At 51.7% G+C, this 25,770-nt stretch carries 25 protein-coding genes and 1 tRNA gene; 17 read left to right on the top strand and 9 right to left on the bottom strand.

Going from position 1 to position 25,770, the window contains the following annotated elements:
- The first annotated feature begins 135 nt into the window (after nt 1–135).
- A tRNA-Asp gene (locus tag ELY33_RS16130) sits at nt 136–212 on the top strand.
- A 254-nt stretch (nt 213–466) separates the two neighbouring features.
- Here ELY33_RS16130 and ELY33_RS16135 read toward each other — a convergent pair.
- The 5 genes from ELY33_RS16135 to ELY33_RS16155 form a co-directional block, all read right to left on the bottom strand.
- Nucleotides 467–868 carry a GlcG/HbpS family heme-binding protein gene (locus ELY33_RS16135; protein ID WP_126948928.1) on the bottom strand — a complete coding sequence of 134 codons (402 nt, stop codon included), beginning with the start codon at nt 866–868 and terminating at the stop codon, nt 467–469.
- 86 nt (nt 869–954) lie between these two features.
- Nucleotides 955–2,187, bottom strand: a complete 1,233-nt coding sequence (glcF, locus tag ELY33_RS16140) for a glycolate oxidase subunit GlcF (protein WP_126948929.1) — start codon at nt 2,185–2,187, stop codon at nt 955–957.
- Between the two features lie 14 nt (nt 2,188–2,201).
- Nucleotides 2,202–3,302: a glycolate oxidase subunit GlcE gene (gene glcE, locus ELY33_RS16145; protein ID WP_126948930.1), complete on the bottom strand. Its 1,101-nt coding sequence runs from the start codon at nt 3,300–3,302 to the stop codon at nt 2,202–2,204.
- Nucleotides 3,303–3,353: 51 nt separating this feature from the next.
- Nucleotides 3,354–4,853, bottom strand: coding sequence for a glycolate oxidase subunit GlcD (glcD, locus tag ELY33_RS16150; RefSeq protein WP_126948931.1), 1,500 nt, complete (start codon nt 4,851–4,853; stop codon nt 3,354–3,356).
- A gap of 229 nt (nt 4,854–5,082) precedes the next feature.
- Nucleotides 5,083–6,774, bottom strand: coding sequence for an L-lactate permease (locus ELY33_RS16155; protein ID WP_126948932.1), 1,692 nt, complete (start codon nt 6,772–6,774; stop codon nt 5,083–5,085).
- A gap of 551 nt (nt 6,775–7,325) precedes the next feature.
- Here ELY33_RS16155 and ELY33_RS16160 point away from each other — a divergent pair.
- From ELY33_RS16160 to ELY33_RS16170, 3 genes are all read left to right on the top strand, one after another.
- Nucleotides 7,326–8,018 (top strand): glutathione S-transferase family protein, encoded by a 693-nt coding sequence (locus tag ELY33_RS16160; RefSeq protein ID WP_126948933.1) that lies wholly within the window; start codon nt 7,326–7,328, stop codon nt 8,016–8,018.
- Between the two features lie 93 nt (nt 8,019–8,111).
- The gene (locus ELY33_RS16165) at nt 8,112–8,801 is read left to right on the top strand and encodes a glutathione binding-like protein (RefSeq protein ID WP_126948934.1); all 690 of its coding nucleotides are present in this window, start codon (nt 8,112–8,114) and stop codon (nt 8,799–8,801) included.
- Between the two features lie 201 nt (nt 8,802–9,002).
- Nucleotides 9,003–9,359, top strand: a complete 357-nt coding sequence (locus tag ELY33_RS16170; RefSeq protein ID WP_126948935.1) for a phasin family protein — start codon at nt 9,003–9,005, stop codon at nt 9,357–9,359.
- Between the two features lie 178 nt (nt 9,360–9,537).
- Here the strand turns inward: ELY33_RS16170 and uraD are convergent, their stop codons facing one another.
- Nucleotides 9,538–10,083, bottom strand: coding sequence for a 2-oxo-4-hydroxy-4-carboxy-5-ureidoimidazoline decarboxylase (gene uraD / locus ELY33_RS16175; RefSeq protein WP_126948936.1), 546 nt, complete (start codon nt 10,081–10,083; stop codon nt 9,538–9,540).
- Nucleotides 10,084–10,199: 116 nt separating this feature from the next.
- On the opposite strand from uraD, the gene uraH reads away from it, so the two are divergent.
- From uraH to ELY33_RS16190, 3 genes are all read left to right on the top strand, one after another.
- Complete coding sequence (gene uraH / locus ELY33_RS16180) at nt 10,200–10,553, top strand: hydroxyisourate hydrolase (protein WP_126948937.1); 354 nt, start codon at nt 10,200–10,202, stop codon at nt 10,551–10,553.
- Between the two features lie 155 nt (nt 10,554–10,708).
- Nucleotides 10,709–11,908, top strand: a complete 1,200-nt coding sequence (locus ELY33_RS16185) for a urate hydroxylase PuuD (protein ID WP_126948938.1) — start codon at nt 10,709–10,711, stop codon at nt 11,906–11,908.
- Nucleotides 11,909–11,932: 24 nt separating this feature from the next.
- Nucleotides 11,933–12,649 carry a GntR family transcriptional regulator gene (locus ELY33_RS16190; protein ID WP_126948939.1) on the top strand — a complete coding sequence of 239 codons (717 nt, stop codon included), beginning with the start codon at nt 11,933–11,935 and terminating at the stop codon, nt 12,647–12,649.
- Between the two features lie 95 nt (nt 12,650–12,744).
- On the opposite strand, the gene ELY33_RS16195 is transcribed toward ELY33_RS16190, so the two are convergent.
- Complete coding sequence (locus ELY33_RS16195) at nt 12,745–14,115, bottom strand: NCS1 family transporter (protein ID WP_126948940.1); 1,371 nt, start codon at nt 14,113–14,115, stop codon at nt 12,745–12,747.
- A gap of 207 nt (nt 14,116–14,322) precedes the next feature.
- Nucleotides 14,323–15,078: an aspartate/glutamate racemase family protein gene (locus tag ELY33_RS16200; RefSeq protein ID WP_126948941.1), complete on the bottom strand. Its 756-nt coding sequence runs from the start codon at nt 15,076–15,078 to the stop codon at nt 14,323–14,325.
- 308 nt (nt 15,079–15,386) lie between these two features.
- Here ELY33_RS16200 and puuE point away from each other — a divergent pair, with 308 nt between their 5' ends.
- The 9 genes from puuE to ELY33_RS16245 all read left to right on the top strand — a co-directional run bounded on the left by puuE (nt 15,387) and on the right by ELY33_RS16245 (nt 23,522).
- Entirely contained in the window at nt 15,387–16,334 is a 948-nt protein-coding gene (gene puuE, locus ELY33_RS16205) for an allantoinase PuuE (protein ID WP_126948942.1), read from the top strand.
- 11 nt (nt 16,335–16,345) lie between these two features.
- On the top strand, nt 16,346–17,170 hold the full coding sequence (locus tag ELY33_RS16210; protein WP_126948943.1) for a bifunctional allantoicase/(S)-ureidoglycine aminohydrolase: 825 nt from the start codon (nt 16,346–16,348) through the stop codon (nt 17,168–17,170).
- Nucleotides 17,171–17,310: 140 nt separating this feature from the next.
- On the top strand, nt 17,311–17,802 hold the full coding sequence (locus tag ELY33_RS16215; protein ID WP_126948944.1) for an ureidoglycolate lyase: 492 nt from the start codon (nt 17,311–17,313) through the stop codon (nt 17,800–17,802).
- Nucleotides 17,803–17,895: 93 nt separating this feature from the next.
- Nucleotides 17,896–18,744, top strand: a complete 849-nt coding sequence (locus ELY33_RS16220) for a glutathione S-transferase N-terminal domain-containing protein (protein ID WP_126948945.1) — start codon at nt 17,896–17,898, stop codon at nt 18,742–18,744.
- A gap of 139 nt (nt 18,745–18,883) precedes the next feature.
- On the top strand, nt 18,884–20,368 hold the full coding sequence (gene pyk / locus ELY33_RS16225) for a pyruvate kinase (protein WP_126948946.1): 1,485 nt from the start codon (nt 18,884–18,886) through the stop codon (nt 20,366–20,368).
- Between the two features lie 3 nt (nt 20,369–20,371).
- Nucleotides 20,372–21,139, top strand: a complete 768-nt coding sequence (gene modA / locus ELY33_RS16230; RefSeq protein WP_126948947.1) for a molybdate ABC transporter substrate-binding protein — start codon at nt 20,372–20,374, stop codon at nt 21,137–21,139.
- On the top strand, nt 21,139–21,807 hold the full coding sequence (gene modB, locus ELY33_RS16235) for a molybdate ABC transporter permease subunit (protein ID WP_126948948.1): 669 nt from the start codon (nt 21,139–21,141) through the stop codon (nt 21,805–21,807). Before modA ends, modB begins: the two co-directional genes overlap by 1 nt.
- Complete coding sequence (locus ELY33_RS16240) at nt 21,800–22,954, top strand: ABC transporter ATP-binding protein (protein ID WP_244208631.1); 1,155 nt, start codon at nt 21,800–21,802, stop codon at nt 22,952–22,954. Before modB ends, ELY33_RS16240 begins: the two co-directional genes overlap by 8 nt.
- Nucleotides 22,955–22,997: 43 nt before the next feature.
- Entirely contained in the window at nt 22,998–23,522 is a 525-nt protein-coding gene (locus ELY33_RS16245) for a DUF192 domain-containing protein (RefSeq protein WP_126948950.1), read from the top strand.
- Between the two features lie 69 nt (nt 23,523–23,591).
- Here ELY33_RS16245 and ELY33_RS16250 read toward each other — a convergent pair whose 3' ends face one another.
- The gene (locus ELY33_RS16250; protein WP_126948951.1) at nt 23,592–24,458 is read right to left on the bottom strand and encodes a DMT family transporter; all 867 of its coding nucleotides are present in this window, start codon (nt 24,456–24,458) and stop codon (nt 23,592–23,594) included.
- A gap of 251 nt (nt 24,459–24,709) precedes the next feature.
- Here ELY33_RS16250 and ELY33_RS16255 point away from each other — a divergent pair, with 251 nt between their 5' ends.
- Nucleotides 24,710–25,720 carry a DctP family TRAP transporter solute-binding subunit gene (locus ELY33_RS16255; RefSeq protein ID WP_126948952.1) on the top strand — a complete coding sequence of 337 codons (1,011 nt, stop codon included), beginning with the start codon at nt 24,710–24,712 and terminating at the stop codon, nt 25,718–25,720.
- Nucleotides 25,721–25,770 lie beyond the last annotated feature (50 nt).

Raw genomic sequence — 25,770 nt, forward strand, 5'->3', positions numbered from 1 at the left:
GGGAGAGCACCAGCCTTACAAGCTGGGGGTCACTGGTTCGAACCCAGTACCACCCACCATTTAGCTGATGTTTCGAAGCGCCTCTGAACCGCTTTAAAATAGTAGTTTCATGGTGAAGAAAAAGTGTCTTAACGCGGACCGGTAGTTCAGTCGGTTAGAATGCCGGCCTGTCACGCCGGAGGTCGCGAGTTCGAGTCTCGTCCGGTCCGCCATTAAAGCACTCCTCGACTTATTGTTTTAGTCGAATAAATTCTTAAAAGCCCAGATCATTGATCTGGGCTTTTTTAATGCGTTTAATTTAGTATTTCAGGTGCGCGTTCTTAAAAATATAATTGTTTGGAACGCAAATGATTGAAATGTCACGCTTAAAGTGTAGGTGTTTAAAATATAATTAATTCTAATTTAAGTAATTCTAATACATATACTTCAAATGTATTGCGTGCAGCCGTTAAGCTGCACGCTAGCGTTAGGCGATAGCGCTTACGCCTGCTTTGGCAATCTGTACATCTTGGTCAGGCTTCACGCCCGAGATGCCGACAGCCCCCACGACATTGCCATCAACTGTGATGGGAACACCCCCTGATAGCAGGCCTTGTAGCGGCGCAGACAAAAATGCGGTGCGGCCGCCGTTAATCATCTCCTCAAAAACGTGTGTTTCTTTACGGCCCAGCGCAGCGCTGCGCGCTTTTTGCGTAGCAACATCTGCACTGAAAGGCGCGGCATTGTCCAAGCGGCGCAGAGCAAGCAAGTGGCCACCGTCATCAGTTACGGCAATCGTCACTGGCCATCCGTTGTTATCGGCTTCTTTTTGAGCAGCGTCTAGTACCTGAATGACATCGGCTTGGCCGAGAACAGCTTTGGTTTGCATCAAACGTTCCTTTTTATCTAGGGGAATAACGTGCCGCGCCGTTTACGCTTATAAAAGCGGGTTAGCGCGGCCAAGTGAATCAGTGTTTATACCAGGGCAGCATCAACCACTTCCACCCAGTGCCGTACCGGGGTGCGATTGGCGCTGGCAAGGTGGGTTTGGCAGCCAATATTGGCAGTGACAATAACCTCTGGGTTGCTCGCTTCCAACGCATTGAGCTTATTGTCGCGCAGCTGTGTGGCAAGCTCCGGTTGAGTAACCGAGTAGGTGCCTGCAGAGCCACAGCATAAATGTGCGTCTTTTACCGGTGTTAGCGCGAACCCCAGCTTACTGAGCACGCCTTCAACAGCACCATTAAGCTTCTGGGCGTGTTGTAGTGTGCAAGGGCAGTGAAATGCGAGACGTTGGTGCTCTTTCAACTGCAGCTTCTCTATTGGTTCATCGCGCAGTATTTCTACAATATCTTTCGCTAGCGCGCTGATTTTTTGCGCTTTCTCGGCATACTCAGGATCGTCTTTAAGCATGTCACCATACTCTTTGACAAATGCGCCGCAACCGCTGGCCGTCTGAACAATGGCTTCCGCACCCTGTTCAATCTGAGGCCACCACGCATCGATATTGGCACGCATGCGAACTCGGCCATCTTCCTGGGCATTGAGGTGGAAATCAATGGCTCCGCAGCAGCCTGCTTCGCTGATGGGGGTCACGCTAATGCCGAGTCGATCTAAAAGTCGAGCGGTCGCTGCATTAGTATTCGGGGACAAGCCTGGTTGAACGCAGCCTTCCAATATTAGCACTTTGCGTATGTGATGTTGACTATTGGGTCGTTGCCCGGCGTCTATCGGTGCCGGAGGCATTTTACTGCGTAGCTTGGTGGGTATCAGGGGTTTGAAAGTCTGCCCTAGGGTTAGCAGTGCCTTGAAGCGCTTGGCGTCTACCAGCATTTTACGCAGCGCATAGCGTTGGGCGCGGTCAGCTAATGGGCGAGGAACGCGACGGTCGATTTCGGCACGTCCGATATCCAAAAGTTTGTGATATTCCACGCCAGAAGGACACGTGGTTTCGCAATTTCGGCAGGACAAACAGCGGTCTAAATGCAGGCGTGTTTCTTCCGTCACCTGATCATCGTCATCGCGGCTTTCCAATAGCTCTTTCATTAAATAGATGCGCCCGCGTGGCCCATCCCGCTCGTCGCCTAGCAGTTGATAGGTGGGGCAGGTGGCATTGCAAAAGCCGCAGTGTACGCAAGTGCGCAGAATACGCTCGGCCTCCTGAATATGCGGTTTTTGGCGGTCAGCATCGGTAAAGTGCGTCTGCATGTCAGCTCTCCTGATTAAAACGCCGCATAAAGCCGGCCTGGATTGAAAATGCCGTAGGCATCCAACTCGGCCTTCAGGTTGCGATGATACTTTTCGACCACCGGGTTGAGCGGGGTAAACGGTGATTCTGCTCCGCCTTGGGCGTAGGGGGTAAAACAAGTGGCATGACCACCCACTTGCTGGCAAGCCGTGCGTAGCGTATCAGCCGCCACATCGGTTTTGAGCCATCGCTGGCTGCCGCCCCAATCATAGAAGATATCGCTTTGAGGAATATCCACGGTTAGCGGCGGGGTATTGGGTGGTAATGATAAGCGCCACAACGACTGCCCTTCTTTCAAGCTGAAAAATGCGTGCTGATGGTCGCGTAATTGCTGCCAAAAGTCGCTGGCCAATGATTCGCCACCCAGACGTTCCTTGGTCGCGTTAACTGAGCTTGTGCCACCTTCCAGGCGAATAAATAGTTCGCCTGCGTGCCATCCGGCAGCGGTAATAGGCAGCGGCTGTCGTCCTAGTTCGGCGAGTTTGACCAAGGCATCTTCAAGGTCGATGCTTAGTCGTAGACTGTGGCTGGCGGTAGGAAGGGGGAGTACTTTAAACGAGATATCAGAGATCACACCGAGCGTGCCCTGGGCACCTGCCATCAAGCGTGACAGGTCGTATCCCGCGACGTTTTTCATGACTTCACCGCCAAAGCGCAATAGTTTGCCTTCCTGGGTGATCACGCGTGTACCTAAGACAAAGTCTCTCGCTGCGCCAGCCCATGGGCGGCGTGGGCCAGACATGCCGGTGGCAACTGCGCCGCCAATAGTGCTGGCATCGCTGAACGCCGGAGGCTCAAAGGCCAGCATTTGATTCTTTTCGGCTAGGGCTGCGTTGAGTGCGCTTAACCGCGTACCGGCACGAACGGTAACAACAAGTTCAACCGGGTCATAAGAAACAATACCGCTATGAGCCGCCATGTTTAGGGCATTGCCTTCTACCGGGCGGCCGTAAAAAGCGCGAGTATCGCCACCTACTATGCGCAGTGGCGTGCGGTCGGTATAGGCGCTGCGTACCTGCTCGCACAGGTCATCAGCGATATCTCGATCGGCAGCATGTATCGCTAGTTCAGTCATGGTGATTCCTAATAATTATGCGTCCTAGTGGTTAGTTGCCTAGGAGTGGCATCAGAAGCGTGGCAGTTCCGGATGCGGTAGTTCGTTGTTGTGCACATGCATTGCACCAAACTCGGCACAGCGCGCCAGGGTGGGAATATTTTTCCCTGGGTTAAGTAAGCGCTGTGGATCGAAAGCGGCTTTTAATGCATGGAATACCGTTAGTTCATCGGATTGAAACTGACTACACATCTGATTGATTTTTTCGCGGCCGACACCGTGCTCACCAGTGATAGAACCGCCCGCCGCCACGCATAGCTCAAGAATTTTTCCGCCTACGTTCTCTGCCAGGGTTAATTGACCCTCTTTATTGGCATCAAACAGAATCAGTGGGTGCATATTGCCGTCACCGGCGTGGAAGACGTTGGCAATCGCCAAACCGCTCTCTTGCGACAGGGCTGCTATACCTTTAAGAACCCGGGGGAGTTCGCGGCGTGGAATCGTGCCATCCATGCAGTAGTAGTCAGGTGACATGCGGCCTACGGCGGGAAAGGCATTTTTGCGCCCTGCCCAGAATTTGGCGCGCTCAGCCTCATCGCGAGCCAGCTGGATATCGGTTGCTCCGGCTTTTTCTAAGACTCGACGAACGGTTTGGCAATCATCGTCCACATCTGCTTCAACGCCATCTAGCTCACAGAGCAGAATAGCTTCTGCTTCCACGGGATAACCGGCCTTGATGAAATCTTCTGCAGCCTTGATGGCAAGTTTATCCATCATTTCTAACCCGCCAGGAATGATCCCCGCTGCAATAATGTCGCCTACAGCACGGCCCGCTTTCTCTATGTCGTCAAAGCTGGCCATGAGTACTTTGGCGGTTTCGGGTTTTGGCAGTAGTTTGACGGTGATTTCAGTGACAACGCCCAGCATGCCTTCAGAGCCATTCATTAGCGCGAGCAGATCAAAGCCCGGGGCATCTAGTGCTTCGGAACCCAGCGTCATGCGCTCGCCTTCAATCGTCATAACATCAACGCGCATCACGTTATGAACAGTTAACCCATACTTGAGGCAGTGCACCCCTCCTGCGTTCTCCGCCACGTTGCCGCCAATGGAACAAGCAATCTGGGAGGACGGGTCGGGCGCATAATAGAGCCCATACGGGGCGGCAGCTTCAGAAATAGCTAAATTGCGCACGCCTGGTTGTACGCGTGCAACGCGAGCATCTGGGTCAACGTCGATGATGGTGTTGAAGCGCGACATGACCAGTAGAACGCCTCGTTCAAGCGGTAAAGCACCGCCTGAAAGCCCCGTGCCTGCGCCACGAGTAACAACGGGAACACCTAATGCATGGCAGCGCCTTAAAAGACCTTCTACCTGTTCCAGCGTATCAGGTAATGCGACCAGCATAGGCAGGATGCGATATGCAGCTAGGCCATCACACTCAAAGGGGTGTAAATCCTCTTCACGGTGAAGCAGTGTTAAGGACGGCACGGCGTTTTGCAGGTCGTCTAATACGTCTGCTTTATCGCGGTGTATGAATTCGCCATCGAGGCGTTCATCGAAAAGAATGTTCATGTTAGCTCCTGTGGGTGAGGAGGGCAGAAGGTATCTAATCACTTTATGGAAAAGCTTTCCATAAATAACTAAAGCGACGCTGGAAAACTTTTACATACTGTGAAAATGCCAACGACATGTCGATGCCGCTTAACTTAAATTGCTAACCAGTAAAGCCTGTCTAGTGGGCTGCTGGGTAGCCCGAAGGCTACCCAGCGTAGATCACTGAATGTCGACTAACGTTCCCTCGTCACATCAACGGGTCGGTGATACCAATTACATAGAAAGCAATCAGTGCAATGATCCCAGCAAAGATCAGATAGTAGATTGTGGGAATAATTGTTTTACGAATCGTTGTGCCTTCGCGGCCTAGCAGACCAACCGTCGCAGACGCAGCAACCACGTTGTGAATTGCAATCATGTTGCCTGCCGCGGCACCGACTGCTTGCAGCGACACCATCATTGCCGTAGACATTCCAAGCGTTTCAGCAACGTTAAACTGGAATTCCGCCAGCATCAGATTAGAAACAGTATTTGACCCGGCAATAAAAGCACCCATAGCCCCAACTGCAGGCGCGAAGAAGGGATAAATGCCGCCCACGTTATTAGCGACCGCTTGAGCCATCATGACAGGCATTGACACAAGGTCTGCACCATTCACACCGGAGTTGATCAGGATGCGCACCATCGGAACGGTGAATACCAAGACAAAGCCAGCGCCGAAGATGGTTCTAGTGGATTCAGACACTGCCGCGCTGATTTTCTGCGGGTTCATGCGGTGCAAGAAATAAGTAACGATGACCACCGCGATGATGATGCCGCCGGGTAAATAGAGTGGCTGTAAACTACCGTTGACACCGGCCTCGCCTAGAATGTTATTCCAGCTCAAACTAACAGAGGTTAACGCGGCTTTTAGTGGTTCCACGATGCGTGAAGCAACCAAGAATATGGCGAGTAGGACGTAAGGAATCCAGCCTTTGAATGTCGACATTGGCGCGTTGCCAGCGACGTCATCCAACTTGATTTTTAGGTTGCCGATCCATTCATCTGGCCAGGAGGTTGATTCAGGGAAGTCCCAGGTGTCTTTCGGCAGCAGGAAGCCTTTGCGAGCAGCGGGTACAACAACTGCTAAGCCCACCATGGCGCCTATCATTGAAGGAAATTCTGGGCCTAATAGAACGCCTACCAGCATGTAAGGTACGACGAACGAAACGCCCGTGAAGATCGCAAAAGGCGTTATAGATAAACCTTCTTTCCAGGAGCGGTTAGCACCAAAGAAGCGCACCATAACCAATACCAGAATCAAAGGCATTAAAATACCCACGATGCCGTGAGTGATGGCGACAGAGCTAGTGATTTGCTGGAAAAATACGTCCCATGTAGAACCGTTTGCTTCTAGTTGGGCAGTAATGCCTGCGCGATCAAGTCCACTACCCACACCAACAACAACCGGCGTGCCAACGGCACCAAAAGAAACCGGTGTGGACTGGATCATCATGCCGACAACCACCGCTGCAAGAGCAGGGAAACCAAGCGCTACCATCAGTGGTGCAGCCACTGCGGCGGGTGTGCCGAAGCCGGAAGCCCCTTCAATGAAGCAGCCAAATAGCCAGGCAACAATCAGTGCCTGAACGCGGCGGTCAGGACTAATGCCTGAAAACCCGTTACGAATCGCAGTGATGCCGCCAGAATGCTTGAGTGTATTCAGCAGCAAGATAGCGCCAAAGATAATCCACAGAAGGCCTGCGGTTTGAATCAGCCCTTGAATGGTGGACGCGGCAACGCGACTAAAAGACATGTCCCAAGCGGTTAGACCAATAATGGCTGCCGTCAGGAAAATAATTGGCATCGCTATTTTTGCGGGTATTTTAAAACCAATGAGCAGAATACCGGCAAGCAACAGCGGCAGAAATGCCAGAAGAGCAAGTGTTGTTTCATTCATGTTAGGAATGGCCCCTTGTTATTGATTTAGTGTGCTCGGCAGATGCCAGCGGTTTGTGGAAATGCTGGTCGGGTCATTGCGAAAGATACGATTAGGCAGAAAAAATGGCTATATTGGATAATTGGTCTTACCAGTTAGTGAGGGTTGTAGGTATAGGTCTTGTACCATTTTTTTAAATTTAACGATTTGTTTTTATTTGTTTTTAAGTTTTCTTCGAGCATGAGGTCTGCCAACTCGCTATTAGACTAATAGACAGTACAGTTTTCATCTAAGTGAGCGGTACAGGTAAGTGAGCAGTAGGGGGCGAACGAAAGAAGAGAAAGCTTCTCGCCCGTTCAGGTTATGCGATTGCTCCAGGATAATGCTCGTCGCTAGGGAATATCCCCCCTTGTGTACTTGTTGGCTTGCGCTCATTGTTGTCAGCCTGTATTTCTTTTTTAACAATTAGCTTTAAAAATTAGTCTTAATAATGAGTTTTAACAACAGGTTTTAACGACAGGTTTTAACGACAGTTCTTAACAACGGGTTTTAACAACGAGGAGGCCTCCACAGTGGCAATTACCCTTTATGACTTATGCGGACGCGATGAACGCTTACGTTTTTCTCCCTACTGCTGGCGCGTTCGTATGGCTCTGGCTCACAAAGGTCTGGAATATACAACGGTGCCTTGGCGTTTTCGTGATAAAGAGGCGCTTGCCTTTGCAGATTACGAAAAAGTGCCTGTGTTAACCGATGGTGACACTGTTGTCACCGATAGCTTCGACATCATGCGTTACTTAGATAAAGCCTACCCCACCAAACCAATCTTGGGAGAAGGGGTGAGCTATCAGCGTGTCCACTTTTTTAAGCTCTATGTTGAGCGTAGCGTTACGCCGGCACTTTTTCGAACCGTTGCAATGGATTTACTAGAGGCCATTCATCCCGACGATCGTGCTTACTTTAGAGAGACTCGCGAAGCCCGTTTTGGTATGCGGCTAGAAGACGTTAATAACCCAGAGCAGGGGCGGGCGCAGCTGAAACAGTTGTTGGCCCCTGTGCGTGATCAGCTTCGGGCTAGCCCATTTTTAGATGGTGAAGTACCTAGTGGAGCAGATTACCTACTATTTGGCAGCATGATGTGGGCATATACCGTGTCACTTGAGCCATTAGTTGATGCTAATGATCCGGTGGATGAATGGTTTAAGCGTATGCTGGAGGTGCACGACGCGGTTGCTGGTAAGGCCGTCACTATTCGTGATCTATAATGTGCTGAGCGGCGGCTAAGCCGCCCGTACCAATCATTCGTATTAGTAAAGCCACACAAGCGGTTGAGGCCGACTGTGTGAGAGGAGATGGCAATGATTGACCTGTATTACTGGACAACTCCCAATGGCCACAAAATCTCCATCATGCTTGAAGAAGCTAAGCTTCATTATCGGGTAAATCCTATTAATATAGGGCGTGGCGAGCAATTTGATCCTGAATTTTTAACCATTGCGCCTAATAATCGTATTCCCGCTATTGTTGATCATGCGCCTCAAGACGGCGGTCAGCCCCTAGCTCTGTTTGAGTCGGGTGCTATTTTGGAATATTTGGCCGACAAGTGTGGTCAGTTCCTGCCCCCTGAGGGGCGTGAGCGCTATGTCGTGCTGCAATGGCTTCATTGGCAAGTGGGTGGGTTAGGTCCGATGGCGGGCCAGAACCATCATTTTTGCCAGTACGCACCGCAGAAAATTGAATACGCTGTTGGCCGTTACGTTCGCGAGACCCATCGCTTGTATAGCGTGCTAGATCAACGTCTATCCCAGCAGCATTACGTGGGTGGTGATCGTTACTCCATTGCAGATATGGCGATTTATCCTTGGATTGTGCCGTGGGAGAAGCAGTGCCAAACACTTGAAGAGTTTCCTGACCTGGAGCGGTGGTTTAATGAAGTGGCGCAACGTCCTGCTGTTCGAAAGGCTTATTCTTTGATCGAAGACGTTAACCCGCAGGCGGGGGGCGAAGTGGATGCGCAGGCACGTAAAACCTTGTTTGGTAATTGCTAAATAATGATTGGTGGGTGGGTGACGTTGTTGTCGTAGATAACGTGGTGCAAGGTTATGAAAAAAACCATGTTGCGCTGCACAAAAACCACTGCTAGCTTTGTTGTCAGTAAAGGCAATGTTGTCAGTAAAGGCAATCGCCTGAACATCGACCGCTCATCAATGCGTGTCGACTATTGTTAGCTCATTTAAGGAGATTATGTGATGAACAAGGCCGCAGAGAAATCCACCCAGCAGTTTGAGTCTGCCTTCGTATCGCCAATGCGTTCTTACACCCTGGCAGCGCTAGATTACTATCAGCAGGTCGTCAGCGCGCAAATGGATGCAGCCCGTGCTTACTCCGACATGACGATTGCTCAGGCTCGTACATGGTTAGACGTTAAAGATTCCGACAGCTTCAAAAAAGCCATGGAAAGTCAGCAAAAAACAGCGTCTGATCTGATGGAGCGCATGAAAGGAGACTCTGAAAAAGTCACCTCTATCAGCCAAGACTTTATGCAAGAAAGCAAGAAAATGGCGGAAGAGTCCACTAAGAAGGCAGTGGAAACCGCCAAGCAGTAACATCGCTTGCATTAGCATTAGATAAACGATTGATAGTTGAAATGCCGCACCGTCAAGGTGCGGCATTTTTGTTTACATACGTCTGTAAGCGTTTTAGAGGTGCTGCCTTGCGAGTGGGATGTAAGGCAATTCTGTCTGCGTAAACTATGGCCGAATATTTTTTTAGATGGCGCGGTCATTACGACAACGGCTGTTCAGCTCGCACATTCAGTCGAAAGCGAGCGATACGGATAATCTCTTTGATCGCCGTTTCACGTTCCTCAGCTAAGCCATTGCTTAAACGTGTTTCAAATGCGGCCAAAATGGCATGACGATCAAGCCCCTTCACGGCAATCACGAAGGGGAAGCCAAACTTGCCTTTGTAATCGGCGTTAAATTGTTCGAAGCGGGCAAACTCGTCTGGCGTACATTGATCTAGTCCAGCACCTGCTTGTTCGCGAGTAGAGTCTTGAGTCAGCTCACCCGACATTGCTGCTTTGCCTGCTAGGTCAGGGTGAGCCTGAATAACAGCAATTTGCTGCTCAGGGGTTGCCCGCTGCAGCATAAGTCCCATTAGATCGGCCAGCGCGTCCGGCGCGTCATGCTTTTGGCTTAATCCTTCTTTCCAGGCAGCTTCCGCCACCCAGGGAGAATGTTCGTACACATCTCCGTAATGTTGGGTGAAGGTTTCCAAGCTACATGCGCTTGGGGCAGGCGAAAGCGTGAGTGATGTCGAGGTAGACACTAAATCTCTCCGGCGTGTTGAATAATGGAAATACTGTATACAATAAATAGCATCAACGGTACTCTTTGACCAATAGGTTAGACAACATCAACAAACAAGATAATTGAGGAGTGGCTATGGGACGGTTAACCACCCATGTACTGGATACTGCTAAAGGACAGCCTGGTCAGGGGATTACTATTGAGGTATTTCGCCTGTCAGGGAATACGCGTGAGCATTTAGGCAGTGTTGTCACCAACAGCGATGGCCGTTGCGATGCGCCTATTTTGGAGGGGGATGCCCTCACGGTGGGCGAGTATGAGCTGGTTTTTCACGCAGGCGACTATTTACGCGCCCAACGCATTGTTGCCCAAGAGCCGCGCTTTTTAGACGTTATTCCTTTACGTTTTGGCGTGGCGGATGCCAGTCAGCACTATCATGTGCCGCTGCTGCTATCTCCTTATAGTTACTCCACCTACCGTGGAAGCTAACGCTTTGTCAGCAAACTGACTGCACTTGGCCATACGTTGTTAAAAATCGGCTCAAAGTACTCATTTACACATTGTAAACGCCGCCTTTTTGCGGCTGTTTGCCTAGCCTGATCTTCGCTCTCCGAGTTTCCAGACAAACCCGTTAGGACGTGTTTATGCAAGCATATATTATTGATTTTGCTAATTTATTATTGCGGTGGCTGCACGTTATTGCGGCCATTGCTTGGATTGGTGAGTCAATTTATTTCGTCATGCTGGATAATGGATTAAGAACGCCAAAAGCAGCCGAAGATCGTGAAAAAGGCGTATTTGGAGAGATGTGGGCCGTGCATGGCGGCGGTTTCTACCATAATCAAAAGTACGCTACTGCGCCTGCAAAGCTGCCGAATGATCTTCACTGGTCGTTCTGGAAAGCCTATACGACGTGGCTGTCGGGGTTTGCCTTGTTCGTTATCCTTTATATGGCAAACCCAGGCTTCTATCTTGTTAACCCCAGCAGCAACTGGGCGTGGGCAGCTGGCATGATCGGCTGGCAGGCCAATTTGCTGGCGTTGGCTTTCTTGCTCGGTGGTTGGGTGGTCTACAACGAGCTATGTAAACGCATAAGCCCTAACATGAACCGCGACGGCCTTCTTAGCGTTGCAGTTGCAGTGATGATGATCGTAGTCGCCTATTTAAGCACCCAGATGTTTACCGGGCGTGCCGCCTTTTTATTAACGGGGGCTGTGATGGCCACCGCAATGTCAGCCAACGTATTTTTTTGGATTATTCCGGGCCAACGCCGCATGGTGAAAGCCATGAAAGCAGGCGAGGCGCCTAACCCATTAGATGGCAAGCGGGGCAAGCAACGTTCGGTGCATAACACCTACTTTACATTGCCAGTCGTGCTTTTGATGGTGAGCAATCACTACTCGTTTATCTACTCCCATGAGCTTTCCTGGGTGGTTATGGTGCTGTTTATTTTTGCCGGTGCCCTCATTAGGCAGTTCTTTGTATTAATGCACGCAGGAAAAACGCAGCCTGCCTATCCTGCCGTTGGGATAGGGCTTATTCTATTAGCGTTTTGGGTGGCCGCACCTAGTCCTACTGCAGGTAATGCGAGCGCGTCAGAGGCGCCCAGCCAAGCACAAGTTTCAGGGTTAATTGATCAGCATTGTACTCAATGCCATGCTCGCAACCCTGATCATGCCGGTTTTTCAGCGCCGCCTGCAGGCTTCGCGTTTGATACTTGGGAGGAAATTCTGGGCCATCGAGGGCAAATTCAGCAAGTGGTTGCGAGTCGGTATATGCCACTTGGCAATATCACCAACATGAGTGATGAAGAGCGCGATATCATTGCTGCGTGGGAGGAGTGATTAAAGTCGCAGACAGGAGACCTTATGAGTGATGCGCAGGCGGCGTTAAAGCAAAGACCCTCGGAAAAAGAAGGCGAGGAGCGTCACGAGTCAATCTATCGCGCGGTCAGCGATGCTATTGTAGAGCAGCGGCTAAAGCCGGGGGCTCGGCTGCGTGAAGACGCTTTGTCAGAGGTCTTTGGCATCAGTCGTACCGGCATTCGTAAAATTTTGCAGCGCTTAGCGTTGGAGCAGTTAGTCACGCTCACGCCACGTCGCGGTGCCAGTGTGACACGACCTACCGCCGAAGAGGCTAAGGATGTGTTTGATGCACGCCAGATGATTGAGTGCGGGCTGATGCCTGACGTGGCAAGGCGTGTCGGAGAGAAAGAAGCTGCTGAACTGCGCGAAATGGCTCGTCAAGAGCGCCAAGCGCTGCGCAATGGTCAACAAAGCGTCGCTATCCGCCTGTCTGCTGACTTTCATGTGCGTCTTGCCCAGCTTTCGGGCAACGCAACGCTGGCTGAGTTTGTTGAGCGGCTGTGTTCACGGTCATCACTGATTTTGGCGGTGTACGGTCATCGTGGCCACTTAGGCTGTGAATCCCACGACCACGATGATTTGATCGGCTACCTGGAAGCGGGCAACGGTGAACGGGCGAAAGCGTTTATGAGCCGCCACCTCAAGGCCATCGAGGCATCACTGTCGATGGTCGAAGAGGAAGAGAACGTGCCAGACCTGCAGCAGATTTTTGGTGGCTAAGCATGTTTCGTAGCGAATAATAGCCAGTGAAAAAGCCCAGGTCTGTCGACCTGGGCTTTTTTGTAGCTCCTGACTTATCGAGATAAGAGGGTTTGTTACTGGCTAAACCGCTGGCAAACAGACCAATGTTTCATCAATAGGAAGTAGGTTAGTCCGGCTGGTATTAGGCTTGCGTACCAAGAGATCGCAGAGAATGTTAGCGCAGCCACAATGCCCACTACGGTTGCAATTAAGGCGGCTTGGTTGACGCCTTGATAGGGGCCGGAAGGATCGTAAAGTTTGCTGATATCCAGCGTGCGGCGGCGGATGATGTAGTAATCCACGACGAGAATGGCAAAGATAGGGCCAAGAAACGCCGAGTAGGTTTGTACAAAGAGCTGAAGGCCCGCGGCCGATTCAGGCTGCACAAGCTTCCAAGGAAACGTGGCAAATGCCAGTAACCCAACAATAATGGTGGCAATCGGAAACTTAAGTTTGAAGACGTCCATCAATATGTAGGTGGGTGGCACCACGTTATTAAGTACGTTGGTGGTTACCTGAGCAAAGGCAATGAATAGCAGTGTGGTCATTAACAGGGGCGTGTTGTCCACGGCATTAGCAAACACCTGAATGGGGTCTGCCGTGCCCGTCGCCTCTGACACCATGTAGCCAATCAAGCCCATAAACAGCGTGCAGGGTAGAATCGACATGGCGTAAATGGTGGTTAACAAGCTTTGTTTTGTGCCTTTTTTATGCTCTCGCGAATAATCGCTAACGTTAAGCATCATGGTGCTATAGATACCAAGGAACAACATAGTAGCGCTCCAAAATGGCAAGCCCCAAGAACCTTCCATCGTCAAAATGCTGGCCGACAGTTCATCGCCATAGCGTTGTACCGTGGCGTAGAACATATACATCAGCGAAAGCAAAATAAAGACGCTGCCGATATTCTCAAGCCACTTAATGCCCTGAAAGCCCAGCACCGACAAGCCAATCTGCAGAAACTGAAAGGTAATAAAGTAGAAGATTAAATTATCGAAGCCAAATAGGGTGGCAGACACCATATTCAGCGCGCCTGCGCCAATCCAGCTTTGAAAGCCGTACCACACCACCGCAGGCACAGCCCTTACCAAGCCAGGAATACGGGTGCCGGTAAAACCGAAGGCGCTACGTGCCTGTACCATAAAGGGAATGCCGTATTTATAGCCAGCGGCGCCATTAATTGCTAGCGCAATGCCAATCACAAAGCAGCCAATCGCAATAGCGAGTGTGGCCTGCAACAGGTTTAAGGTGCCCACTACGCTGGAGCCCATGGCGAAGGTGCCAATCGAGACACACCCACCAAACCAGGCTAAAAAGTAGGAGGTTCGCCCCATAATTCGCGTGCTTTGCGGCGCTAGGCTTTCAGCGCCCGGTGCTTTGCTGCCCATTGCGGAGTTCGCAACAGATGGTTCTTCTGACGTAAGAGCAGGGTTGGAGTTGCTCATGTTTCCGTCCTCGCAAGATTATCGATGTTATTGGCAGCTTGAGCGCATTATGCGCCCAAGCGATGCTTGCGGCATGGCGTGCTAACGGGACTGCAGTTTTTGGGTTGTTGTTTTTTAATGCCTGTCTATAAGGGCTTGTCTTTAATGGCTTATCTTCAAGAACTTGTCTTTAAATACATAGTTATGAGTGTTTGTTTTAGTTGGTGTTTACCTTGTTAAGGGGAAGTGAAGGTTGGAAAGTTCAGAGAACGTGCCGGTAAATGCTTTCGGTCGTGGGTAGTCCAGGTCACCGTGTTTGCTGGTATGCAGACCTAGGCTAACCAACGATTCGGCAAGCTTTAATGCGGCACTAACGCCTTCTATCACTGGTAGGCCAACCTCGCGGCTAATCTCTGCGGTTAAGCCCGCCATCCCACCACAGCCCAGGACAATGGCACCGATGCCGTCTTCATCTCGAGCGCGACAGCACTCTTCGACAATGCGCTTAAAGGCAGCATCGGGGTGGTGTTCAAGATCGAGAACCGGAATTTCAGCGGCACGTATACGGCGGCAGTGGTGGCGGAACCCATACTGCTCAAGCAAGTGTTCTGCAATAATGCCAGTACGTCCTAACGTCGTGACAATCGAGAAGCGCGTGCTCACTAATGTGGCTAAGTGAAAGGCAGCTTCTGCAATGCCGATTACCGGCGCGCGGGTGAGTTCGCGAGCGGCGAGTAAACCGGGATCGCCAAAGCAGGCCACCACATAGGCATCAATGTTGCCTTCACGCTCGCCTTTAAGGACTTCTTCGGCAACGCCTACCGCGCTAATAGCCTCATCAAAATGACTCTCGATGGACACTGGCCCTGCATCGGGCTGGGTGGCCGTGACGGTTGTTGATGTCGCTGCCTGATGTTGGGCAGCCTGATGCATGGCTGCCGTCATTGAAGCTGTTGTGTTTGGGTTGATAATGCGTATATGCATGTCTTTTCGCTCGCTGGTAGACAAAATTGAGCATCTTGTATACGAAAATAGGGTGGTTTCGTGTGGATCGCAAGCCTTTTTGTATCGTTTAACTGTTGGTGGGGCTTGACCAATTGTTCAGGTTTCAACAAGTTAGCGTCTTGGTAGTTTTAAAATGCTAATTATCTCAGCTAATTATGCAGCTGCTGGATTGCGGTTGTTATGTAAAAACGCTATTTTGTATACAATTATTTTATTTATTGTAGATATTTGATATCAATAAAATGATTGATAACCAGATGTTTGCAATCGTATTAAGGAGCCGCTGAATGTCCCCTTCATCTGACCGACCATCGAATGCTTATCCACGTGACCTTATCGGTTATGGACGCACCCCTTCCCATGCTAATTGGCCCGGCAACGCGAAAATTGCGGTTCAGTTTGTGTTGAACTACGAAGAAGGCGGAGAGAACTGCGTACTTCACGGCGACGCAGGATCAGAGCAGTTTCTATCTGAGATTATTGGCGCGACCAGCTATCCAGATCGCCATCTAAGTATGGAGTCGATTTATGAATATGGTTCGAGGGCCGGCGTTTGGCGGATTCTGCGTGAGTTCGAAAAACGTGACCTGCCATTGACCGTATTTGGTGTGGCTATGGCACTAGAGCGCAATCCAGATGTCGCCCAGGCGTTTAAACAGCTGGGGCACGAAATTGCCTGTCACGGCTATCGCTGGATTCATTACCAAGAAGTCTCCGAGCACGTTGAGCGAGAGCACTTGCAGAAAGCCATGGACATCTTTCAGCGCCTCTATGGTGAAAAGCCAGAAGGGTGGTATACCGGGCGCGATAGCCCGAATACGCGGCGGCTGATTCTGGACGAAGGTGGCTTCCTTTACGATAGCGACTACTACGGTGACGATCTGCCGTTCTGGACCTCTGTGACCGATAGCCAAGGTAGTGAGCACAATCACCTTATCGTGCCCTATACACTCGACACTAATGATATGCGCTTTGCTGCCCCACAAGGCTTTAATACGGCGGATCACTTCTTTACTTACCTGCGGGATGCCTTTGATGTGCTTTACGCTGAGGGAGATGAGTCGCCCAAAATGCTCTCTATTGGTATGCACTGTCGATTATTAGGGCGTCCTGGCCGCTTCCGTGCGCTGCAACGCTTTTTAGACCATATCGAGGCACATGACCGCGTATGGGTAGCTCGCCGTGTGGATATTGCGCGTCATTGGGCAGAACATCATCCCGCTCCAACCCGCTGAAAGGTAAAATAATGAATAAATCTTCTTACTACGCTCCTACGGGTGGGCATCCGCCGCAAACACAGCTAACCGCAGACCGCGCGGTATTTACGCAAGCGTATGCGTTGATCCCCAAAGGCGTGATGCGCGATATCGTCACCAGTAACCTGCCTTTCTGGGAAGGTACGCGGTTATGGGTGTTGGCGCGTCCGCTTTCCGGCTTTGCTGAAACGTTCTCCCAATACATTATGGAAGTTCAGCCCGAGGGCGGTAGTGAAAAGCCGGAGTTAGACCCCCAGGCTGAAGGCATACTGTTTATCGTGGAAGGCGAGTTAACGCTGACATTGGAAGGCGAACGCCACACAATGCGCTCGGGTGGCTATGCGTTTATTCCACCGGGTAGCCATTGGCAAGTGCGCAACGCGTCTTCTGCTGTCGTGCGTTTTCATTGGATTCGCAAGGCGTATGAGTTTGTGGAAGGGTTGGATTTACCGAAGGCGTTTGTTACCAATGAGCAGGATATTGCCCCCATTGAAATGCCGGGTACCGAAGGCCGCTGGGCAACCACACGCTTTGTCGACCCTGCTGATGTGCGCCACGACATGCACGTTAATATCGTGACTTTCCAGCCAGGTGGGGTGATTCCCTTTGATGAAACCCACGTGATGGAGCACGGGCTTTACGTGCTGGAAGGGAAAGCGGTGTATCACCTTAACCAGCAATGGGTTGAGGTAGAAGCTGGGGACTTTATGTGGCTGCGCGCATTCTGTCCCCAGGCATGTTACGCCGGTGGCCCAGGGCCATTTCGCTACTTACTCTACAAAGACGTCAATCGCCACGCCGCACTTAAGCTCTGAGCTTGAGTCCAGGTGTTTAAGTTCAGGTGTTTAAGTCCTGGTATTTAAGTTCTGATATTTAAGTTCTGATATTTAAGTTCTGGCGTTAACTGCTTCGCTGTGGGCTTACCCGGCGAAGCAGGCTACTTTAGGAGTTTATAATGATTAATCTGGTAGCCAAGCCGCTAACAGCGGAGGCATTTGCGCCATTTGGCGATGTGATTGATGCCCGCACGTCAGCATCGTTTCCCATTAATGCTGGGCGTACCCAGCGTCATCACGATCTGGCAAGCGTAGAGACGCTAGGTGAAAACGCTCATACGCTGATTAATATTTTTGTCAGCCAGCCAATTACGTTACCGTTGGAATTAGCCTTTTTAGAGCGCCATCCTCAGGGTAGCCAAGCCTTTATGCCGCTGCATCAAGAGCGCTTTATTGTGGTGGTGGCGCCTCCAGGTGAGGCAATTAACGATGCAGAGGTACGCGCATTTGTTACTGACGGCTGTCAGGGCGTCAATTATCGGGCAGGTACTTGGCATGCTATTCAGTCGGTGCTTGAGCGTGAAGGCGAATTCTTAGTAGTGGACCGTGGCGGCGATGGCAACAACTGCGATGAGTATTCGCTTGATATTATGGTTACTTTAGGCGAATAACTTGCGCTAATAGCAAACGGTTGTCATCTTGCTCAGATTAACGTTTGACTGAACAAGTAAAACAGAGCGCACATTACGTGTTAGGAGACCAGCATGTCACAAACAAACCGCTTGCCAAGATTACTCAAAATGCTGCGTCACTACGATGATCCAGTTAGCGGTGCGGATCTCGCCGAAGCGTTAGGTATACCCCTGAGTGCGCTCTACAAAGATATTGCTGTGCTTAGAGCTGTAGGGGTCGAGATTATTAGTGAACCAGGGCAAGGGTATGTGCTGCCACCGAGTGTACAACTACCTCCCCCCGCGCTGAGCGAGCCGGCCGTCGCGCAGTCTGCCGAACTGATTTTCTATACCCACCCTCTTTCTCGGGGAGGCATTGTGCACTGGATGCTTGAGGAGCTTGGCGTACCTTACCGCCTAGTGGCTCTGGAGTATGGGGCCACGATGCACTCGCCAGACTATTTAGCCATCAACCCGATGGGTAAAGTGCCGGCCATTCGTCACGGCGAGCGGGTGATCACGGAGGCTGCCGCCATCTGTGCTTACCTTGCCGATGCTTTCCCCGAGGCTGGTTTGGCGCCGCCGCTCTCAGAGAGAGGCAACTATTATCGCTGGTTATTCTTCGCTGCAGGGCCGTTAGAAGCTGCCGCCTCGCTGTATAGCTTGGGCGTACAACCTAACGCAGAGCAGCGAATGCGACTCGGGTCGGGCGACTACACTGCGGTGATTGACTCGCTGGCGGCGGCTGTCGACGGGCGTCGCTATATCGCTGGCGATGCTTTCAGCGCCGCTGATGTTTATGTCGGTTCCCATATTGGTTGGGGAATGCAGTTTGAAACTCTTCCGCGCCGTCCTGAGTTCGAACAGTACTGGGCGGGGCTGCAAGACCGCCCTGCGCGACAGCACTGTGAGATGTTCGTCCAGCAAGCACTAGCACGTTAGTTATCCAATGCTGGTTGTCCAATACTGGTCAGCCAACACTAGTTATCCAATCAATGGTGACGCGCTAAACGTAAGTGTGACCACGCTGATGAACGCTTGTTAAGTTACTAGTTTTATTCTATTAAAAATTAGGAAAATCATGAACGCACTGCACTTTTCTTCGATTCGTCGTACTAAAATTGTTGCCACCCTTGGCCCCGCCAGTGACCGAGAAGGTGTTCTAGAAGCTATGCTAGCGGCGGGCGTAGATGTGGTGCGTTTAAACTTCTCTCATGGCACCGCGGATGATCATCGCCGACGCTTGGCGCGTGTGCGAGAAATCGCGGCCCAACTAGGCCGAAGTGTAGCCGCATTAGGTGACCTGCAAGGCCCTAAAATTCGTATCGCGCGTTTCAAAGAGGGGGCTGTGAACCTCAAAGAAGGGCAGCCGTTTATTCTCGACATGGCGCTTGATGGCGATGCGGGTGATGAGCACCAGGTGGGCTGCGACTACAAAACCTTGGCACAAGACGTAACGGCTGGCGACCGTTTGTTGTTAGATGACGGTCGCGTGGTATTGGATGTAACCCGTGTAGATGGACAGCAGGTGCATACCGACGTCGTCGTTGGCGGTAAGCTCTCCAACCACAAAGGCATTAATAAACAGGGGGGTGGGCTTTCGGCTCCCGCGTTAACCGAGAAAGATAAAGTCGACCTGAAAACCGCTGTTGAGATTGGCGTAGACTACCTTGCTATTTCATTTCCACGGCACGCTGAAGATATGCTGGAAGCGCGCCGATTACTCGGCGAGGCAGGCAAGGAGATTGGCTTAGTTGCCAAAGTAGAGCGGGCTGAAGCCGTGGCGGATGAAGCAACCCTCGACGGTATTATCGAAGCGTCTGAAGCGGTCATGGTGGCGCGCGGCGACCTAGGGGTCGAAATTGGCGATGCTAAGTTGGTCGGTGTGCAAAAGCGTATGATCAAGCGCGCACGATCACTTAACCGCGCTGTGATTACTGCCACACAAATGATGGAAAGCATGATTTCAGCGCCGCTGCCTACCCGTGCTGAGGTATTCGACGTTGCCAATGCGGTGTTGGATGGCAGTGATGCGGTAATGCTTTCTGCCGAAACGGCTGCCGGCGATTACCCATTGGAAACCGTTGAGGCAATGTCCCGGGTATGCTTAGGCGCCGAGCGAGAGAAAACCGCTCAAGAGTCGGGACATCGTATTCATGAAGGCTTCTCTCGGCCAGACGAAACCATAGCGCTTTCGGCAATGTATGCCGCTAATCATTTGGAAGGCGTTACAGCGATTGCCTGTATGACTTCCTCTGGTTACACGCCGCTAATCGCCTCGCGTATTCGCTCAGGCCTGCCTATCGTTGGGCTTGCCCACACACCTATTGCCCAGCGTCGTATGGCGCTTTATCGCGGTGTGGTATCACTGCCGTTTGATACCTCAGAAATGAGCGCCACAGAGCTGAATGACGAAGCGCTAACCCTGCTAGTGAAACAGGGGGTTGCCAAGCCCGGTGATCACGTGATTCTTACTCGAGGCGATCATATGAACGCCCATGGCGGCACTAATACCATGAAGATAATGGCAATTACCGAGCAACATGCTGAACAAGCGCAGCGCTAGCCGATGCGAATACTACTGTTAGCGTGTTTGCTACTGGTTACTGCGCCTGCGTTTGCAAGCGCACCTATTGTTGCCGCGGCTTCAGATCTTCAGTTTGCTTTAACCGAGGCCGCCGAACGGTTCCAAGAGGAAACAGGGAGCGAGGTAAGGCTTAATTTTGGTTCATCGGGTAATTTTCGACGCCAAATAGCCCAGGGAGCTCCTTTTGAACTCTACTTGTCTGCTGATGAAGCGTATGTGTTTGCCCTTCATGAAGAGGGGCACACGCATAATGAAGGGGTTATTTACGCGATTGGACGTCTGGTATGGCTGCAGCGCTCGCATCGTGGCGATCTACCAGACCCAGGTAACCCGTTAGAAGGTGTTAAGCAGGCTGTTGCCGCGCATTCCAATGGGCAGCGCGAACGCATTGCTTTGGCTAATCCTGACCATGCACCTTACGGTGTCGCGGCGCAGCAGGCGTTGCAGTCTGCAGCATTGTGGGAGTCGAGTGCACCGTTGCGCGTGCTCGGAGAAAATGTCTCCCAAGCCGCGCAGTTTGCGCTGGCAGCTGATGCTCGTGGTGGTTTGGTTGCTTACTCACTTGCGCTAGCACCGGCGCTTGCCGAACGAAGTGAGTACGTGCTCATTCCTGAGGATTGGCATGCACCCCTTAGGCAGCGCATGGTGCTCACTCGGCAGGCAGGCGACATAGCAAAACAATTTTATGAGTGGCTTCAGCAAGCGGAAGCGGTGGCTATTTTGCAGCAGTATGGCTTTAGTACCGAATAATGGACTGGACGGCGCTTTCAGTATCACTGCGCTTAGCGGGTTTGACCTGCCTTTTTTTGATGCCTGTGGGTATTTGGCTAGGTCGTGCGCTAGCCAGCGCACATTTTCGAGGTAAAGGGTTTTGTGAAGCGCTTATCGCGTTGCCGTTAGTGTTGCCGCCCACCGTGCTCGGTTTTTATTTGCTACAGCAATTTGGCCGCGATGCGCCTTTAGGTGGTTTTTGGGCCACGCTTACAGGCGGTGGGCTTAACTTCACTTTCAGCGGTATTTTGCTAGCCTCATTAATTGCTAACTTACCTTTTGCAATCCAGCCTATTCAGCGCGCGTTTGAGAATGTGCCAGCTAACTTACGTGAAGCTGCTTGGTGCAGTGGGTTAAGCCCTTGGCAAACTTTTTTGCGTATTGAGCTACCGCTGGTATGGCCGGGAATTCTCTCGGCTGCTGCATTAACATTTGCTCATACGTTGGGTGAGTTTGGGGTGATTTTAATGGTTGGTGGTGCGATCGACGGGGAAACTCGCACGCTAGCGATTGCCATTTATGATCGAGTACAGGCATTTGATGAACAGGGAGCTGCACGTATGTCGGCACTGCTGCTTTTGGTGTCGCTAACGACACTGGGCCTGGTGTATGGGCTTGCGGGCAGACGTAGGTGGATGCGTGGCTAAGTCAATCATGGGCAGTGGATTGAAGGTGTTGGTCAAACAGCGTGGCCCAATACCATTAGACGCTTCATTTAACTGTCCCGCAGGCGAACTTTTGGCGTTAGTGGGGCCATCTGGTAGTGGCAAAACTACGCTACTGCGCACCATTGCGGGCCTGTACCAGCCTGAGCTAGGGCAAGTGGTATGTATGGGCAACCCTTGGTTGGCAACTGAGAGGCGCTACTCTCTTACTCCCCAGCAGCGCAAAATCGGCATGGTTTTTCAAGATTATGCGTTGTTCCCTCATCTTAATGCGTTAGCGAATGTTCAGCTCGCCATGGGGCATCTGCCTCATGCCCAACGCCAGTCCCTTGCTAAACAATGGCTTGCCAATGTGCGTCTGGAAGGGTTAGAAAAGCGCTTTCCCAGCGAGCTTTCTGGTGGGCAGCGCCAACGGGTGGCGTTAGCACGTGCCTTGGCTCGCGAGCCACAGGTATTGTTGTTAGATGAACCCTTTTCAGCCGTTGATCAGGTGACCCGACGCAGATTGCAGCGAGAACTGGCATTGTTGCGTCAGCAGATCTCTATTCCGATTATTTTGGTTACCCACGATTTGGAAGAAGCCGCAGCGCTGGCGGATCAAATTTGCGTGCTGCATAACGGTGTAAGCCTGCAGCAGGGTAGCCCTGAGACACTGTTTCGACGGCCGACTTCGCCGTTGGTAGCAAGGCTGTTAGATCGCCATAATATTTTCGAGGGTGAAATTGTCAGTGTTGCTGGCCAATTACGGCTGCAGTGGGGAGATTACGACTTAGAAGTTGCCGAGGGACTCACTGAATTGACGTTAGGTGAAAAGGTGACTTGGTACTTGCCGCCTTCCGATATTGTGCTTCATCGTCGTGCCCGGCCTTCACAAGGCGAACGCGAAAATCCTGTGGCTGCTACGGTGCATGAAATGGTCGTGCTTGGCGGTATTACCTCGATCTCGCTGCGCGTTTCTCATGGCGATATGCTACGTTTTGATATCGCCACTCATGCTGCTAGACGCAACCAGTTAGCGCAGGGGGAGCAGGTGTATGTGTCGCTACTGGCCGAGGGGATTCATCTTATGTCAGGAAATCACGTCGCGATGCCATCGCGTCATATGCCTTCGAAATATGTCTTCGACTAGTCTATGCCACTAACACGTCTTCTCATCATAAAAGGAACTTGTCATGACCGTTTCTCGCCGTCAGCTACTTAAGATGTCTTTGGGGGTTTCGCTAGCGGCGAGCTTACCGTTACCGCTGTTGAACGCATGGGCGGTAGAATCTCACCAAGCGTCCACACTGCCGCTGGCGATTCATAGTCAGGAAGGCCCACACCGGTTAGACGTTGAGGTGGCTGAAACCGCCTCTCAGCGACAGCGCGGTCTAATGGAGCGTGAGCACCTGCCCCAAGCGCGTGGCATGTTGTTTCGGTTTGAAAACGAACAGCCCGCCGGCAACGCCTTTTGGATGTACCGCACGTTAATCCCGTTGGATATTGCGTTTATCAACGGTGAAGGGCGCATTGTGGCGATTAACACCATGCAGCCCTGCGCATCTAATACGCCCCGTGAGTGCCCCTCCTATCCAGCCGGGGCGTCTTACCATGCGGCGCTGGAGGTTAACGCAGGTTACTTCGCTGAGCGCGGTATTCAGGTGGGGGACTGCGTATCAGTTCCCGCTCTGGCAGGGTTTTGCCGCCCTGAGGCCTAGCACTCAAAAACAGCACTTAACAACAGCACGTAAAAACAGCACTTAAAAGCAGCACGTAAAATCGGCTTACTACAGGGGCTTTGCTGGTTGACGCTTGCCAACGTTAAGCACGATCAGAGCAATACCGGCAACCACGAGCCCTCCGCCTAACAGCTTATGAATACCCAAGCTGTCGCCCATGAATAGCGCCCCCAAACCAACAGCGAGTACCGGTACCAATAGGGTCATGGGTACCACGCGATTCACTGGGTGGCGGCGTAGTAAGGCATACCAAATGCCGTAAGCGACAATGGATGACATCACTGCGGTGTATGTCATCGCCCCCCATCCTCGCCAACTCGCTTGCTGAATGGCCTGCCATTGGCCAGTTTCAAGCAGCCAAGACCCTAACGCGACCTGTGGAATCGCAAACAAGGCTACCCAGCCGGCCAATGCCAATGGGGCAATGGGTGGGCCGCGCTTAATCAGTAGTTGGGAAACTGCCCAACCAAAGGCGCTTAACAAAAGAATGGTTAACGGCAGCGGCGAGGGCAACGTTGGCCCGCCAGCCAGTACAATAACGCCAGCGAAAGAGAGCAGCAGCCCCACGATGCGCTTTGCCCCCAGTTTTTCGTTAAGAAATATCACTGCCAATAGCGTGGCGAAGGGTGTGCCCATCTGCACCAGCAGTGCGCCAGTGCCCGCTTCTGCCTGCCCCAAACCGATAAACAGCAGCGCAAAATGCAGGCTGCCAAACGTGAAAGAAAGCAACAGCAAAAAAGGCAGCTGTGCACGAGCGACAGGATAGAAAGGCACCACCAGCGTTGCGACCAGTACAAAGCGCAAAGTCGTCATTAGCAGCGGCGGAAGCTCTGCTACGCCGATTTTGATAACAATAATATTCAGCGCCCAAATAGCGATGACAAATAGGCCTAACAGCAGGTCGCGTAGTGGCACGTTTATGTCCGGTGGTAACAAATGAAAAGTGGCCTCAGCATATCAGTAAGCGCTACTACAGCGTAATGGCACGGTTTTCATCTATCCAACGTTGATTGATAAAAGGCTAACGATTGGCTTCCTTTAAACTCATGAGTGCCTACAATGGAGCGTTGTGCGCTTTGGCGTTTATTGTTAGCCAACAGTGGCGCACCGTGGGTGAATAATAGTTATTACTAAATACCAACTGATAAAAAAAAGGATCGACAATCATGACGTTGACACGCTCTATGGCTCGCTTAACGGCCGGCTTAGCCGGTGCTGCATTGCTCTCTGCCTCCCTTACTGCACAAGCACGCGAACTCTCAGTTTCTACGGTGTTATCTGATGCCTTTCCTTGGGGGCAGGCTGCCGAGAAATGGGCTGATCTGGTGGAGGAGCGCAGTGGTGGTGAATTAACGTTGCGGGTCTACCCGAACTCCCAGTTGGTGTCGGGCGATCAAACCCGTGAGTTTTCGGCCATGCGTTCTGGGCTAATCGATGCTGCCGTAGGCTCGACCATTAACTGGTCGCCTCAGGTACCTGAACTGAACTTATTCTCCTTGCCTTTCTTTATTCCTGATGAGGCAGCTGTGGATGCCGTTACTAGTGGGGAAGCGGGTGAGTTGGTCTTTGCAGCGATTGAGTCACGCGGTGTTATGCCGCTGGCATGGGGCGAAAACGGCTTCCGCCAGGTATCTAACTCCCGTGGGGCAATTAGTCTGCCAGAAGATTTGGAGGGGCTAAAAATTCGTGTTGTAGGCTCGCCTCTGTTCCAGGATACCTTCTCGGCCCTTGGCGCAGACCCGACGCAAATGAGCTGGACGGATGCCCAGCCAGCGTTAACCACCGGTGCCGTGGATGGGCAGGAAAACCCGCTGTCCGTGTTTGATGTCGCGCGTATTGATCAGGTAGGCCAGGAGCACTTAACGCTCTGGAACTATATGAACGACCCGCTGATTTTTGCGGTTAACCAGCAGGTATGGCAATCACTAAGCGAGGAGCAGCAGGTGTTGTTGCGTGAAACGGCAATTGAAGCGGGAGAGTGGGAAATCGCGATGACCCGTGAGCAAGAAAGCGAGCGCTTAGCGGCCATCCAAGAGCGAGGTGTTACGGTCACTGAGTTAACGGATGAGCAGTACCAAGCCTTTGTCGACGCTACCCAGTCCGTGTATGAAAAATGGGCACCACGTATTGGCGAAGATGTGGTTAACGCGGCTCAGTCGGCTATCGACGCACGTTAATGACTCTTTTGGTGTTATAACTACCGGCCTTCAAGGCCGGTAGCTTTTGT

This window comes from Vreelandella andesensis, assembly GCF_003989795.1.
Taxonomy (GTDB): domain Bacteria; phylum Pseudomonadota; class Gammaproteobacteria; order Pseudomonadales; family Halomonadaceae; genus Vreelandella; species Vreelandella andesensis.